The 14,682-nt window shown below is 56.5% G+C and carries 13 protein-coding genes and 1 other RNA gene; 5 read left to right on the top strand and 9 right to left on the bottom strand.

The window, feature by feature from the left end; translation table 11 throughout:
* Window positions 1–54: 54 nt before the first annotated feature.
* Complete coding sequence (locus tag LG383_RS21945) at window positions 55–420, top strand: DUF805 domain-containing protein (protein ID WP_106994773.1); 366 nt, start codon at window positions 55–57, stop codon at window positions 418–420.
* Between the two features lie 39 nt (window positions 421–459).
* Here the strand turns inward: LG383_RS21945 and LG383_RS21940 are convergent, their stop codons facing one another.
* Window positions 460–1,356: a LysR family transcriptional regulator gene (locus tag LG383_RS21940; RefSeq protein WP_106994774.1), complete on the bottom strand. Its 897-nt coding sequence runs from the start codon at window positions 1,354–1,356 to the stop codon at window positions 460–462.
* A 104-nt stretch (window positions 1,357–1,460) separates the two neighbouring features.
* Between LG383_RS21940 and LG383_RS21935 the strand changes: the two genes are divergently transcribed.
* Complete coding sequence (locus LG383_RS21935; RefSeq protein ID WP_225760134.1) at window positions 1,461–2,162, top strand: pirin family protein; 702 nt, start codon at window positions 1,461–1,463, stop codon at window positions 2,160–2,162.
* A gap of 38 nt (window positions 2,163–2,200) precedes the next feature.
* Here LG383_RS21935 and LG383_RS21930 read toward each other — a convergent pair whose 3' ends face one another.
* The 8 genes from LG383_RS21930 to garP form a co-directional block, all read right to left on the bottom strand.
* Window positions 2,201–3,505, bottom strand: a complete 1,305-nt coding sequence (locus tag LG383_RS21930; protein ID WP_225760133.1) for a serine dehydratase subunit alpha family protein — start codon at window positions 3,503–3,505, stop codon at window positions 2,201–2,203.
* A 21-nt stretch (window positions 3,506–3,526) separates the two neighbouring features.
* Window positions 3,527–4,858, bottom strand: a complete 1,332-nt coding sequence (locus LG383_RS21925; RefSeq protein ID WP_106994778.1) for an amino acid permease — start codon at window positions 4,856–4,858, stop codon at window positions 3,527–3,529.
* A gap of 285 nt (window positions 4,859–5,143) precedes the next feature.
* Entirely contained in the window at window positions 5,144–5,554 is a 411-nt protein-coding gene (locus LG383_RS21920) for a Spy/CpxP family protein refolding chaperone (protein ID WP_106994779.1), read from the bottom strand.
* Between the two features lie 158 nt (window positions 5,555–5,712).
* Window positions 5,713–6,090: RNase P RNA component class A (rnpB, locus tag LG383_RS21915), an RNA gene on the bottom strand.
* Window positions 6,091–6,122: 32 nt separating this feature from the next.
* Entirely contained in the window at window positions 6,123–7,268 is a 1,146-nt protein-coding gene (gene garK / locus LG383_RS21910) for a glycerate 2-kinase (protein ID WP_225760132.1), read from the bottom strand.
* A 60-nt stretch (window positions 7,269–7,328) separates the two neighbouring features.
* Window positions 7,329–8,219: a 2-hydroxy-3-oxopropionate reductase gene (garR, locus tag LG383_RS21905; protein ID WP_225760131.1), complete on the bottom strand. Its 891-nt coding sequence runs from the start codon at window positions 8,217–8,219 to the stop codon at window positions 7,329–7,331.
* A 24-nt stretch (window positions 8,220–8,243) separates the two neighbouring features.
* Window positions 8,244–9,014 carry a 2-dehydro-3-deoxyglucarate aldolase gene (gene garL, locus LG383_RS21900; protein WP_166184175.1) on the bottom strand — a complete coding sequence of 257 codons (771 nt, stop codon included), beginning with the start codon at window positions 9,012–9,014 and terminating at the stop codon, window positions 8,244–8,246.
* A gap of 15 nt (window positions 9,015–9,029) precedes the next feature.
* Entirely contained in the window at window positions 9,030–10,364 is a 1,335-nt protein-coding gene (gene garP / locus LG383_RS21895; protein ID WP_225760130.1) for a galactarate/glucarate/glycerate transporter GarP, read from the bottom strand.
* Window positions 10,365–10,779: 415 nt separating this feature from the next.
* On the opposite strand from garP, the gene garD reads away from it, so the two are divergent.
* The 3 genes from garD (at window position 10,780) to gatZ (ending at window position 14,677) form a co-directional block, all read left to right on the top strand.
* Window positions 10,780–12,351, top strand: a complete 1,572-nt coding sequence (gene garD / locus LG383_RS21890) for a galactarate dehydratase (RefSeq protein ID WP_225760129.1) — start codon at window positions 10,780–10,782, stop codon at window positions 12,349–12,351.
* Window positions 12,352–12,528: 177 nt separating this feature from the next.
* Window positions 12,529–13,383, top strand: coding sequence for a tagatose bisphosphate family class II aldolase (locus tag LG383_RS21885; protein WP_225760128.1), 855 nt, complete (start codon window positions 12,529–12,531; stop codon window positions 13,381–13,383).
* Window positions 13,384–13,405: 22 nt separating this feature from the next.
* Entirely contained in the window at window positions 13,406–14,677 is a 1,272-nt protein-coding gene (gene gatZ, locus LG383_RS21880; RefSeq protein WP_106994786.1) for a tagatose-bisphosphate aldolase subunit GatZ, read from the top strand.
* Window positions 14,678–14,682: the final 5 nt, after the last annotated feature.

Here is a 14,682-nt window from a genome sequence, read left to right as displayed (position 1 = left end):
GCTTTATTTGATCCCTTAGAAAACAAGCGATTAATTGCTACTGAGGCGTAAAAAATGGACTGGTATCTCAAAGTACTGCGAAATTATATTGGGTTTAAAGGGCGCGCCCGGCGCAAAGAATACTGGATGTTTATTCTGGTGAACTTCATTCTGATCTGCGTGCTGGGACTGATCGACAAAATGCTGGGCTGGGAGCGGGCTGGCGGGGAAGGCATTCTCACCACGGTATATGGCCTGCTGGTGTTTCTGCCAGGGTGGGCGGTACTGTTTCGCCGACTGCACGATACCGACAGGTCGGCATGGTGGCTGTTGCTGGTACTGATCCCGGTAATCGGCTGGATAATTATTCTGATCTTCAACTGCCAGCGCGGCACGGTCGGTGAAAACCGGTTTGGGCCGGATCCGCTGCTGAACGGTTAAAACGTTGCCCGGCGGCGTTACGCTTGCCGGGCCAACAGATTACTTCTGGGTAAACAGCTTCTGGATCTCGCGCAGACACCAGGATTTGGCTTCGCCCATGCTGTCACGACGCCATGCCATAATGATATCCACTTCACTGGTGTACTCCGGGCTCACTACCCGCAGCCGCCCTTCGGCAATATCTTTTTCCACAAACGGATACGGCATGGTCGCCACGCCCAGCCCGGCCAGCAGCGCCTGACGTTTATCTTCCAGCGTACTGACGGTGAGACGCGGCTGCTTATCCAGCAGCTGGACGGTTAACACCGGGCGCTCGCGGGCGGTATCCGCCACCGCCACGCCGCGATATTTTACGCGGGTCACTTCCGACAGCGGTTCCGGCTCCTGATGGATCGGATGATCCGGAGCGGCAACGTAGACATTCAACACTTTATAGAGCTTGCGGGAGTTGATCTCGGACGAGGAGCGGAAGTGCATGTCCGGGGCGATCACAATATCAGCCCGGCCCTGCTCCAGACGCTCCCACGCGCCGGCGAGCACCTCGGTGATGATCGACAGCTGGGTGTTGGCTTTATCCGCCAGGCGATCCACCAGCGGATAGAGCGCAGTAGTAGGCACCAGGGCCTCGGTGACCAGCGTCAGGTGTGTTTCCCACCCGCGGGCCAGCGCTTCGGCGTCGGTGGTCAGTTTATCTGCCGCTTCCAGCAGCACGCGGCCGCGCTCCAGCAGCATCCGCCCAACGTTAGTGAATTTTGTTCGATGACCGGAGCGGTCAAACAGCACCACATCCAGCTCTTCTTCCAGCTTCTGCATGGTGTAGCTCAGGGCTGATGGCACGCGCCCCAGTTCATCTGCTGCGGCGGCGAAGCTACCGCGTCGATCGATCGCGTCCATCACCCGCAGTGCTTCAAGGGTCAATGCTCTCTCTTTAGCCATGGCGTTCTCATTCAGGAAATTTGAACATACCGGGCAGAATATCTGGCTAACAATGCAGCGTCCATACCTTTACCATTGTTTTAGTGTAAAGAGAGGTCAAGTTTATGATTACGACAAGAACAGCCAAACAGTGCGGACAAGCCGATTTCGGTTGGCTGCAGGCTCGCTACACCTTTTCCTTTGGACACTACTTTGACCCGAAACTGCTGGGCTACGCCTCTTTGCGTGTACTGAATCAGGAAGTACTCGCACCCGGGGCCTCGTTCCAGCCGCGTACCTATCCGAAAGTGGATATCCTGAATCTGATTCTTGAAGGCGAAGCAGAGTATCGCGACAGCGAGGGCAACCATGTCCAGGCGAAAGCCGGGGAAGCATTGCTGATAGCCACCCAGCCAGGCATTAGCTATAGCGAGCATAATCTCAGCAAAGATAAGACGCTGACGCGGATCCAGCTGTGGCTGGATGCCTGCCCTGAGCGGGAAAACGCGCCGCTGCAGAAGATCGATCTGCAGGAGGGTAAACAGCAGCTGCTGGCCTCGCCGGACGGCAGCACAGGCAGTCTGCAGTTACGTCAGCAGGTGTGGCTGCACCATATTGAGCTGGATAAAGGGGAGCGCCTGAGTTTTCAGCTCCACGGTCCGCGCGCCTATCTGCAGTCCATTCATGGTACGGTGCATGCGCTAACCCCGGCTGAAGAGCGGGAAGCACTGACCTGCGGGGACGGGGCGTTTATCCGCGATGAGGCGAATATCACCCTGGTGGCTGATACGCCGCTGCGGGCGCTGCTGATTGATTTGCCGGTGTAAAATGGCTCCTCTCGCCGCAAGGAGAGAGGAGCATCATATCAGGACGCTTTTTGCGCCATTATTTCGATAATCTGCCGGTCGGTCGCCTGCATTGAGCGACACGCCAGCGCGCAAAGATTGGCGATTGACTGTTCGACATCATGCGCCACAATTCCTTCGTTGCCAGTGACGGCAGAGTCATCAAGCGCCATCATCACCGATTTCCAGGCACTGCCCACGCTGGTTGAGACTTTCATCGCGCAGCTGTTAGATGCCCCGTCACAGATCATCCCGCTGACATCACCAATCATACTGCTTATCGCCATGGCGATAGCCTTATAACGACCATCCAGTAGCCATGCCATACCTGCCGCCGCCCCCATAGCGGCCGTGGTCGCCGCACACAGTGCCGACAGACGAGGGAGCTGATAGTGGATATAAATCGCCGACAGGTGTGAAAGCATCAGCGCCCGCGCCAGTTTTTCGTCATCAGCGTGAACATGCTCAGCGACCACCACCACCGGCATAGTGGCAGTAATCCCCTGATTACCCGATCCGGAATTGCTCATGGCGGGCAGCGTCGCACCGCCCATGCGGGCATCTGATGCGGCGCTGGTGCGGATTACAATCTCCGATCCTAATCCCTGAGCGATAAAACCACGCGCCTGCTGTTTATGCAGAGTCGCGCCGATATGTAACCCCCATATACCGGTTAATCCTTCCCGGGACAGCGCATCGTTCAGGCGCGCTGCCTGCAGAATAAAACGGATCGCCGGGAACGGCACATGCTCGATAAACTCGAGGATCTGCGACAGCGTGGTGCGCGAAAGCATCGCCAGCGGATCGTCGGTACGCCCCTGCGGTTGCTCATCGAGCCTGAAACAGGTTTTACCCTGAAAATCAATCTGCACAACCCGGGTATGACCGCCTGCAATGGTGACGCTTGCCGATTTATCCCCGGCATAAACACGTGCCCGGGAATAGAGGATCTCGTCGCAGGGATCCTGCAACTTTACCTGCACCTTTCCGGCGTCGAGTAATGCTTTCGCCTGGGCGATGGCCACCGGGGAGGCATCTTTTAACACCTCCAGACCCCCCTGGGGGCTGCCACCGATAGCGCCCAGCGCGGCAGCAATCGGTAGCCCCACCATTCCGGTGCCTGGCACCGTCACACCCAGTCCATTTTTCATTAAATTTGGTGAAACCCACGCGTCTATTTGCGTAATTTCACCGCTCAACTGCTCAGCCGCGATGGCACAGGCCAGCGCCAGCGAAACAGGTTCCGTACATCCCAGCGCAGGTTTTACCTCTTCCTGTACCGCGTGAATAAACAGGTTCCATAAAGGATTCATTTGCTCAGACATCGTTACGACCTTCATTGCGCCTCATGAAAATGCGAGGAAAGGAGAAACACAAAGCAGCAGCCCGGTAATGATAATGATCACCAGCGACACGCCTTTGTATTTGTGCAGCGCAGGGACTTTGTAGACCAGCCACGCCGGAATTAAACAGCCCACCATGCCGAAAATGGGGCTGCAGATAGAGGTGAAGCTCAGCACCGGCGCGTTTAATACGATGGCGCTCCAGGCAAGCAGAATGGCGAAGAGCATAATGCCGCGCTGCACGGTACGTTCATTGATTTTTTCCGCCGGCATTTTGCGACGCAGGATGTTCATGACGATGCCCTGAGTGGCTTCACGAAAGCCGAGATAGACACCAAAGAATGCCGTCATGACTGCAAAGATATTCAGCACCACGCTGACGATTTTGACCCAACCCGCGCCATCACCGCTGATAAACTGCGCGGCGATCGCAAGGGCAGAGATATTTTGCTCATAGGCTTTGACCGCTTCGTCATGCCCCATCGCAAGGGTAAAAGAAACTGCGTAGAAAAAGACGGTCACAAACAGAATGCCAAACGCGATATTCATCGCCCGCAGGGCTTTATGCCGCGCCACTTCGATCGATTTCGAACGTGAGCGATAGGAGATCACCATCGGGCTCAGCGTCTGAATAAACAGAATGGAGGTTAAGGTAAAGGGCAGCGTAATAATGGCATTTTTGATCAGCAGCCCCATCGGCGGTAATGTCCCGGCGTTATGCAGATGCCACATGCCGATCATCGATAATCCTAACGCAGCCACCACCAGCAATTTGGTAAGCACCATCAGGCTGGAAACCTTAAACAATAGCTTTTCGCCGCGCGATGAGATTGCCACCAGAATACAGATCAGAAATAAACCATAGAGCGGGTTCTCTGACAGCAGACCGTCGGTCACGCCGAAGGTATGCAGATAGGATGCGCTGTCATTGGTGATCGCCGTGGAGTAAACGAACATCCAGATAACCAGCATCACGAAATAGAGCGCCCCTAACAAGATGCCCCAGTTTTTGCCTAAATAGCCGCTAATCACGCTCGGGTAGTCTTTGCACTCCGGTGATTCCGCCAGGGTGTTAATAAATAACCGCTGAAACAGGTACATGGCCGGATAACCGATAATCGAGGAAAGCAGGAAAACCCACAGTCCCATCAGGCCAACCTGCACCGGGAGAAAAACAATGCCTGCGCCAATGGCCATCCCGATACTCATGATGACCCAACCGGTATCGGTACTGTCGAATTTAATCGCTTCCTGCCATTCACTTTCACTCATTCCTGCCCGTCTTGCCGCCGGGGAGTCGTTCACAATCACGCTGCTGTTTGTCGCCGTATCCATTAGGCTCTCGCTTATTTTGTAGGGTAAACAGTTATTTTTATGGGTATCCGCTCATCAGCGATAATGAGTCAGAGAGATGCAGGTGTTTGTTATTTGAATGGAAAAATCATACCGGGAGAGGAAGAGAAAAAAGTCACAACATTAATGTGGTTTTTGACAATCCAGAGAAAAATATCCTCTTTATGAAATGAGAAGAGAGGCTATTTTCTAATTGTGATGCACTTCAAGAAATAAAAAAACCCGCGACAGGCGCGGGTAGAAGATCCCTTGTCAGGGGTGAGTCGCTTATTGAGTCATCGCCTGAGCGATTTGCGAGCGGACCTCGGCGCGCTGCTCCGGCGTCAGAACCTGGCTCACATCGAAGTAATATTTCACGCGATAGTAACGCGCCTGCTCTTCAATACGGCTGAACGCCGCCAGCTGCTCTTTGACCGCTTTTTCATCCCACTTGCCTGACTGGATCACGTTAATCAATGTGCCATTTTTCACGTTGTCCGTCGGGATTTTATAGACGTTATCTTCCAGCTGCTGGTGCAGAGCCTTGATCTTCGCGGTCTGCTCGCTGCTGAGTTTCAGCTGTTGAACGATCGGATCCTCGCCTGGTGCGGGTGCGGTGGTCACCTCTGCTGCCTGCGCCACGCCCATAAAGCCCGTCAGGGCGGCCGTCATCAGCGCGATACGGAAAATCTTTTTCATCTCACGATCCTTAATTATCTGTCAGGGAAGCACCCCTGAAGTATTTTTCAATTACGGATGTCGATCTGTGATGAAGTATATAAACACGTGTGCAGGTAAGAGCTGACGGGGGATGCAAAAAGCAAAAACCCCGCCGAAGCGGGGTTGTTGTTTAAAGAAGGTGAAGCTGACCGATAAGCCGGGTTCTGTCGTTGAACAGTCATTCATCTAGGCCAGCAATCGCTCACTGGCTCAAGCAGCCTACCCGGGTTCAGTACGGGCCGTACCATGCGAACCCCTATTTGGCCTTGCTCCGGGTGGAGTTTACCGTGCCACGGACTGTTACCAGCCGCGCGGTGCGCTCTTACCGCACCCTTTCACCCTTACCTGATCCCACTTGCGTGGGCCATCGGCGGTTTGCTCTCTGTTGCACTGGTCGTGGGTTTCCCCCCCAGGCGTTACCTGGCACCCTGCCCTATGGAGCCCGGACTTTCCTCCCCTCCGCCCGTCTCCCCCGAAAGGGACGACGACGAAGCGGCGACTGTCTGGTCAGCTTCGGCGCGCAGTATAGAGGGTTTGCGCCCCGCTGTCACCCTTCGGTGAGCATCCCGACCCGCAGGGTGGCAGCAATATTGCGCGAGGCGCGATAAATATTGTCAAACGCGCCGCGGAACGCCTCTTCAAGAGTGCTGATGCTGGTCAGGACGCTGAACACCGCGTCGATACCGTACTGGTGCACAATGCCGACATCATTAGTCAGGCTGCCGGCAATACCGATCACCGGTTTATGATACTTGCTGGCCACGCGCGCCACGCCCACTGGCACCTTGCCGTGAATACTTTGACTGTCCAGACGCCCTTCACCCGTCACCACCCAGGTGCAGTCGTGAATATGCTCTTCGAGATTCAGCGCCTGGGTGACAATTTCGATGCCGCTTTTCAGCTCCGCACCGAGGAACGCCATCAGCGCAGCACCCATGCCGCCTGCCGCGCCTGCACCGGGCACGCTTTTGACATCAATACGCAGCGCGGTATTAATCACATCTGCATAGTGGGAAAGATTATTGTCGAGTTCGACGATGTTGGCTTCGGTGGCCCCTTTCTGCGGCCCGAAGATGCGGGATGCACCCTGGTCGCCGATCAGTGGATTGCTCACGTCACAGGCCACCCGGATCGCGCAGCTTTTAAGGCGCGGATCGAGGGTCGAAATATCAATATTGTTCAGTGCCATCAGGCTGCCACCGCCGTGGCCAATCTCGGTGCCGTTGGCGTCGGTCAGTTTTGCGCCCAGCGCCTGCACCATGCCCGCGCCGCCGTCGTTGGTGGCGCTGCCGCCAATGCCGATAATGATATTGCGCGCGCCTTTATCGAGTGCGGCGAGGATCAGCTCGCCCGTGCCGCGGGAGGTAGTAATCAACGGGTTGCGCTGGGCCGGAGGCACCAGCACCAGTCCGCTTGCTGCGGCCATCTCAATAAATGCCGTCACGCCATCGCCGGAGATCCCCCAGCAGGCGTTAACGCTTTCGCCCAGTGGCCCTGTCACCACCGCGTGCTGCATCGTGCCGTTGGTGGCGGCAATCATCGCTTCAACCGTTCCTTCCCCGCCATCCGCTACGGGAACCGAAACATACTCTGCATCGGGAAAGATCTCCCGAAAGCCTTTTTCTATCGCCCGCGCTACCTCGGTGGCAGACAGGCTTTCTTTGTAAGAGTCAGGGGCGATTACGATTTTCATAGTTATAGCCTGTTACCGCTTAAGGCAAAAATAGCGGGCGCGTTCCCGCGCCCGTCTTTGTTAGCGAGAGACTTCCACTTTCGCCAGTTTTTCGTAATAGCAGGCAATGGCGCTGTGGTCGTCGTTACCATGACCATCGGCACGCAGCGCCTGCATCATCTCCATTACCGCCGCGGTCAGCGGCAGCTGGGCACCCACGCCATGGGAGGTATCGAGGGCGTTGGCCAGATCTTTGATGTGCAGATCGATGCGGAAGCCCGGCTTGAAGTTACGATCCATTACCATCGGCGCTTTAGCATCCAGCACGGTGCTGCCCGCCAGGCCGCCACGAATTGCCTCATAGACCAGATCCGGGTTAACGCCTGCTTTGGTCGCCAGGGTCAGGGCTTCGGACATCGCGGCGATGTTGAGGGCCACAATCACCTGGTTTGCCAGCTTGGTGACGTTACCCGCACCGATTTCACCGGTGTGCACCACGGAGCCGGCCATCGCTTTCAGCAGGTCGTAATATTTGTCGAAAATCGCCTTGTCGCCGCCCACCATCACAGAGAGGGTGCCGTCGATGGCTTTCGGCTCGCCGCCGCTGACCGGCGCATCCAGCATCTCCACGCCTTTCGCTTTTAACGCTTCGCTAATTTCGCGGCTCGCCAGCGGGGCGATGGAGCTCATGTCGATCAGCACGGTGCCTGGTTTGGCGCCTTCAATAATGCCGCCTTCACCCAGCGCCACCTCTTTCACGTGCGGGGAGTTTGGCAGCATGGTGATGATCACATCGCACTGCTCGGCAATTGCCTTTGCCGTGGCGGCAGTTTCTGCGCCTGCGGCAATCACTTCGGCAATGGCTTCCGGGTTACGGTCTGCAACCACCAGTGAGTAACCTGCTTTGATGAGGTTTTTACTCATTGGTTTACCCATGATACCCAGGCCAATAAAACCAACTTTCAGTGTCATAACGTTTCTCTCTCTCAGGGGTGGTTATTTCTTAAAGGAATCGGCTAATTTCTGCGTTGCGGAACGGAACACGCCGAGGTCGCTGCCGACGGCAACAAAGGTCGCGCCCCACTCCAGGTAACGGCGGGCATCAGCCTCAACAGGAGCCAGGATGCCGCACGGCTTACCATGGACTTTGGCGCGAGCAAAGATATGCTGAATAGCGCGCTGCACTTCCGGGTGATTCGCATTGCCGAGGTGGCCGAAGGCCGCCGCCAGGTCGCTCGGGCCGACGAAGATGCCGTCCACGCCGTCAGTGGCGGCGATGGCATCGACGTTATCCACGCCCTGCTGGCTCTCGATCTGCACCAGGATGGTGATGTTCTTGTTCGACTGGACGAGGTAGTCCGGTACGGTGCCAAACATGTTGGCGCGATGGGAGACCGACACGCCGCGGATGCCTTCAGGCGGATAGCGGGTGGAGGCCACCGCCTGCACCGCCTCTTCGACGTTTTCCACAAACGGGATCAGGAAGTTGTAGAAGCCAATATCCAGCAGGCGCTTAATGATCACCGGCTCATTGGTCGGAACTCGCACTACTGCCGCGCTGGAACTACCTTTCAGCGCCATCAGCTGCGGGATAAACGTGGTGACGTCGTTCGGAGCATGTTCACCGTCCAGTACCAGCCAGTCAAAACCTGCTAACCCCAGCACTTCGGTACTGATTGGGCTTGCCAGCGCGGACCAGCAGCCGATCTGAATCTGATGTGCCGCGAGGGCCGCTTTAAATTTGTTCGGGAAAATATCGTTACTCATCGCTTATACCTTTGCTTATTTCTGCAATTCCATACGTTTGATGTCACCCACTACGAACAGGTAGCAGAACATCGCCATCAGCGCGGAACAGCCTACAAATACCAGTGCCGCGTTGAACGAATGCAGTTCACTGACCAGATAGCCAATCACCAGCGGAGTGACGATTGACGCTACGTTGCCAAAGACGTTAAACACACCCCCGCACAGACCGACAATCTCTTTCGGTGCGGTATCGGAAATCACTGGCCAGCCCAGGGCACCAAATCCTTTACCGAAGAAGGCCAGCGCCATCAGGGCCACTACCAGCGTGGTGTTGTTGGTGTAGTTGCACAGAATGATTGAGGAGGCCAGCAGCATACCCAGCACAATCGGCAGCTTACGCGCCAGGGTAATCGAGTTGCCTTTCTTAATCAGATGATCCGAGAACACCCCGCCCAGCACGCCACCGGCAAAACCGCACAGTGCCGGAATGGACGCCACCAGTCCCACCTTCAGAATCGACATCCCCTTCTCCTGCACCAGATAAATCGGGAACCAGGTGAGGAAGAACCAGGTGATGGTGTTGATAAAGTATTGCCCGAAAAACACGCCCAGCATCATGCGGTTGGACAATAACTGTTTGATGTAATGCAGCTTCGGACCGCTGGCCGCTTTGTCGCCTGGCTTTTTATGGTCCATGTCGACTACCGCCCCGCCGTCCTTAATGAACTGCAGCTCGTCGGCAGACATGCGTGGATGGTCGGTTGGGTTATGAATCAGCTTCACCCACAGACCGGTCAGCACGAAGCCGATGACACCCATCACGGTAAAGACATGCTCCCAGCCCCAGGCGAAGGTCAGCCAGCCGAGCAGCGGGGAGAACAGCGCCAGCGAGAAATATTGTGCCGAGTTAAAAATGGCCGAGGCCGTACCGCGCTCTTTGGTCGGGAACCAGGCCGCCACGATTCGGGCGTTGGCCGGGAAGGACGGTGCTTCGGAGAAGCCGAGCATAAAGCGCATAAAGAACATCGAGATGCCAGCCCACGCCAGCGGGAAGAGATCGACAAAGCCCTGCAGGAAGGTGAACAGCGACCAGAAGAACAGGCTGTATGTATAAACTTTTTTCGAGCCGAACTTGTCCAGTAGCCAGCCGCCGGGGATCTGCATCAGCAGGTAGGCCCAGCCGAAGGCGGAGAAGATGTAGCCCATCGACACGGCGCTTAACTGCAGCTCTTTAGCAACTTCCGTTCCGGCAATAGAGAGCGTGGCGCGGTCAGCGTAATTGACCGCGGTAACAATAAAGATAATGAGCAATATTAAATAGCGGGTAGGGGCACCCTTTTTTGTTTCAACAGTAGTATCCAGCAACATTTTTATTTCCTCTGGTACATCAGCGAAATTATTTTTATTATTTAAGAAAGAGGCATTCCTGATTATTTCAGTAATGGCAGGTCAATACGGATAATTAATCCGATACCATGAAATCGTTAATGAGTATAATCAACCATCCCGGTATCGCGCATTGTTGCATTGCTTAATAGTGGAAGGTTTTTTGAATATTATTTTGAGCATATGCACAACCCCCTGGGCGCTGATGCACAGATTTGGCGATTGCCTCCCTTATGCGCAGGCTAATGTCAAAAATGAGTGATCGCCATCACGTTTTTAATTGTCCGCGCCTGACATTCTTTATTCCACTGAGCAGAGTCTTTATTTCCGATAACAAGAAAATACACGTACTCTTTGACCAATTAATTATCCCCCACTCGCTGGAGAATACTGGACAATGGCCGACATCGAAATTCGACAAACGTCGCCGGGCGCGTTTTATATTAAGGTGCACGACACCGATAACGTGGCGATTATTGTTAACGATCAGGGATTAAAAGCCGGAACGCGTTTCCCGGACGGGCTCGAACTTATCGAGCATATTCCTCAGGGTCATAAAGTGGCGCTGGTCGATATCCCGGCGCAGGGCGAAATTGTGCGTTACGGCGAAGTCATCGGCTATGCCGTACGGGCGATCCCGCAGGGTAGCTGGATTGACGAGTCGCTCGTCGCCCTGCCGGAAGCACCGCCGCTGAACACCCTACCGCTGGCGACCCGTGTACCGGAGCCAATGCCAGCTCTCGAAGGCTATACCTTCGAAGGCTTCCGCAATCCGGACGGCAGCGTCGGCACCAAAAACCTGCTTGGCATCAGCACCAGCGTCCACTGCGTGGCGGGGGTGGTCGATTACGTGGTGAAAATCATTGAGCGCGACCTGCTGCCAAAATACCCGAACGTCGACGGCGTGGTGGGTCTGAACCACCTGTACGGCTGCGGCGTGGCGATCAACGCCCCGGCGGCCATCGTGCCAATCCGTACCATCCACAATATTGCGTTGAACCCGAACTTCGGCGGTGAAGTGATGGTCGTTGGCCTCGGTTGCGAAAAACTGGTGCCAGAAAAACTGCTGCAGGGCACCGAAGATACCCAGGCCATTCCGGTGGACAGCGCCAGCATCGTGCGTCTGCAGGATGAGCAGCACGTCGGTTTCCGTTCCATGGTGGATGACATTCTGCAGGTCGCCGAACGCCATCTGGCGAAGCTGAACCAGCGCAAGCGTGAAATCTGTCCGGCCTCTGAGCTGGTAGTAGGGATGCAGTGCGGCGGCAGCGACGCCTTCTCCGGCGTGACCGCCAACCCGGCGGTAGGCTATGCCTCGGATCTGCTGGTGCGCTGCGGCGCCACGGTGATGTTCTCCGAAGTCACCGAAGTCCGTGATGCGATCCACCTGCTCACGCCGCGCGCCATCAACGAAGAGGTGGGCAAACGCCTGCTGGAAGAGATGGCCTGGTACGATAACTATCTCGACATGGGCAAAACCGACCGCAGCGCCAACCCGTCTCCGGGCAACAAGAAAGGCGGCCTGGCGAACGTGGTGGAAAAAGCCCTCGGCTCTATCGCCAAATCGGGCCAGAGCGCCATCGTCGAGGTACTCTCTCCGGGCCAGCGTCCAACCAAACGCGGCCTGATCTATGCCGCCACGCCAGCCAGCGATTTCGTCTGCGGCACCCAGCAGGTGGCCTCCGGGATCACCGTCCAGGTGTTCACTACCGGGCGCGGCACCCCGTACGGTCTGATGGCGGTACCCGTCATTAAAATGGCGACCCGCACCGAGCTGGCGAACCGTTGGTTTGACCTGATGGATATCAACGCGGGCACTATCGCCACCGGCGAAGAGAGCATTGAGGACGTGGGCTGGAAGCTGTTCCACTTCATTCTCGACGTGGCAAGCGGCCGGAAGAAAACTTTCTCCGATCAATGGGGATTACATAACCAGCTGGCGGTGTTTAACCCGGCACCAGTGACCTGAGTTTGCAGTAAACCTCTTTTAGCATGGCTCCGGCCATGCTTTTTTTTTGCCTTTCGTTCTTTCGCAACCTTCCTTTCACTTTCGCTTCTTTCGTTTTTACGAGTTCAATCACAAAAAAGCATTCCGAAACACTATATCTTCTTTCGAAGAAAACAAACGAAAGGTTTCGGAGGAAGGATGTACATCATTTCGACCAAAGCGATGCTCAGCAAGGCCCAGCGGGAAAGTTACGCGGTTCCGGCATTCAATATTCATAATCTCGAAACGCTGCAGGTGGTCGTCGAGACATCCGCCGAGCTGCGCTCGCCGCTGATCGTCGCCGGGACGCCAGGCACCTTCAGCTATGCCGGGCTCGGCAACATCGTAGCTATCGCGGGCGATCTGGCAAAAACGTACAACCAGCCGCTGGCGATCCATCTCGATCATCACGAAACGTTCGAGGATATCGCGCAGAAAGTGCAGGCGGGGGTGCGCTCGGCGATGATAGATGGCTCGCACCTGCCGTTTGCCGACAACGTGGCGCTGGTGAAAAAGGTTACCGACTACTGCCACCGCTATGACGTCAGCGTCGAGGCAGAACTGGGGCGACTCGGCGGTCAGGAAGATGACCTGGTGGTCGACAGCAAAGACGCCCTTTATACCCATCCGCAGCAGGCCCGTGAGTTCGTAGCGCTGACCGGGATCGACTCCCTTGCCGTCGCCATCGGCACCGCCCACGGCCTCTACACCGCCACGCCAAAGCTTGATTTTGAACGTCTGGCGGAGATCCGCCATCAGGTAGAAGTACCGCTGGTGCTACACGGTGCCTCGGGTCTTTCTGCCGCCGACATTCGCCGGGCAATAGATCTGGGCATCTGCAAGGTGAATGTCGCTACCGAGCTGAAGATTGCATTTTCTGACGCCCTGAAAAGCTACCTGGTCGATCACCCCGAGGCCAGCGATCCCCGTCACTACATGATCCCCGCCAAAGCCGCCATGAAAGAGGTGGTCCGCAAAGTCATTCATGACTGCGGCTGCGAAGGCAAACTCTGACCCACACGACCCGGAGGAAACGGTGAAAAATATTATTGCCCGCCATAAGGCGGGAGAGCATCTCGGCATCTGCTCCGTCTGTTCAGCGCACCCGCTGGTGATTGAAGCCGCCCTGCGCTTTGACCTGGCGAGCGACAATAGCGTGCTGATCGAAGCCACGTCCAATCAGGTGAATCAATATGGTGGTTACACCGGCATGAAGCCGGAGGACTTCCGCGATTTTGTACTGAATATCGCCGAAAAGGTGGGCTTCCCGCAGGAGCGACTGATCCTCGGCGGCGATCATCTGGGGCCCAACTGCTGGCAGAACGAGCCCGCAGACACGGCGATGGAGAAAGCTGTCGCTCTGATTCAGGCTTACGTGGCTGCGGGCTTTAGCAAAATCCATCTCGATGCGTCGATGTCCTGCGCCGACGATCCCGTGCCCCTGGATCCAGTGGTAGTCGCTCAGCGGGCGGCGCGGCTGTGCCAGGCGGCAGAAGAGAACGCCTCCGACGCGCAGAAGGCGGCGCTGACCTATGTGATTGGCACCGAAGTGCCGGTGCCGGGCGGCGAGGCCAGCAGCATCGACAGCGTGCATGTCACCCGGGTGGAGGATGCCGCCCGTACCCTTGAAACACATCAGGCGGCATTCCACGCGCTGGGACTGGATGCGGCGATGAGCCGGGTGATTGCCATCGTGGTGCAGCCCGGCGTGGAGTTCGACCACACCCAGATCATCCACTATCAGCCGCAGGCCGCCGAAGCGCTGTCGGGCTGGATCCGTCAGACGCCGATGGTCTATGAAGCCCACTCCACCGATTACCAGTCCAGACAGGCGTACCGGGCGCTGGTGCGGGATCACTTTGCAATCCTGAAGGTTGGCCCGGCCCTCACCTTCGCCCTGCGCGAGGCGATTTTCGCCCTGGCGCAGATGGAAGCGGCGCTGATCGCCCCCGAAAACCGCAGCCGCGTGCTGGAGGTGATCGACGAGGTGATGCTCAACGAGCCGGATTACTGGAAAAAGTACTATCGCCCGACCTGGAGCCAGGCGATGGTGGATATTCACTTTAGCCTGTCAGACCGCATCCGCTACTACTGGCCGCACCCGCGGATCCGTCAGAGCGTGGACAAGCTGCTCGCTAACCTGGACACCCTGACCCTGCCGCTGGGGCTGATCAGCCAGTACCTGCCGGTGCAGTTTGAACGCGTTACCGCCCGGGCCCTCGCCCCAACACCGCAGGCGCTGGTCATCGACAAAATAGAGGACGTGTTACGCGCGTACCGCTACGGCTGCGCCCCTGACGCCGCCTGAACCCC

The organism is Leclercia sp. Marseille-Q4284 (genome assembly GCF_916618945.1).
Classification (GTDB): Bacteria; Pseudomonadota; Gammaproteobacteria; order Enterobacterales; family Enterobacteriaceae; genus Enterobacter; species Enterobacter tamurae.
The sequence above is the reverse complement of the archived record's forward strand: the minus strand, read 5'-3'. Positions and strand labels throughout refer to the sequence as shown.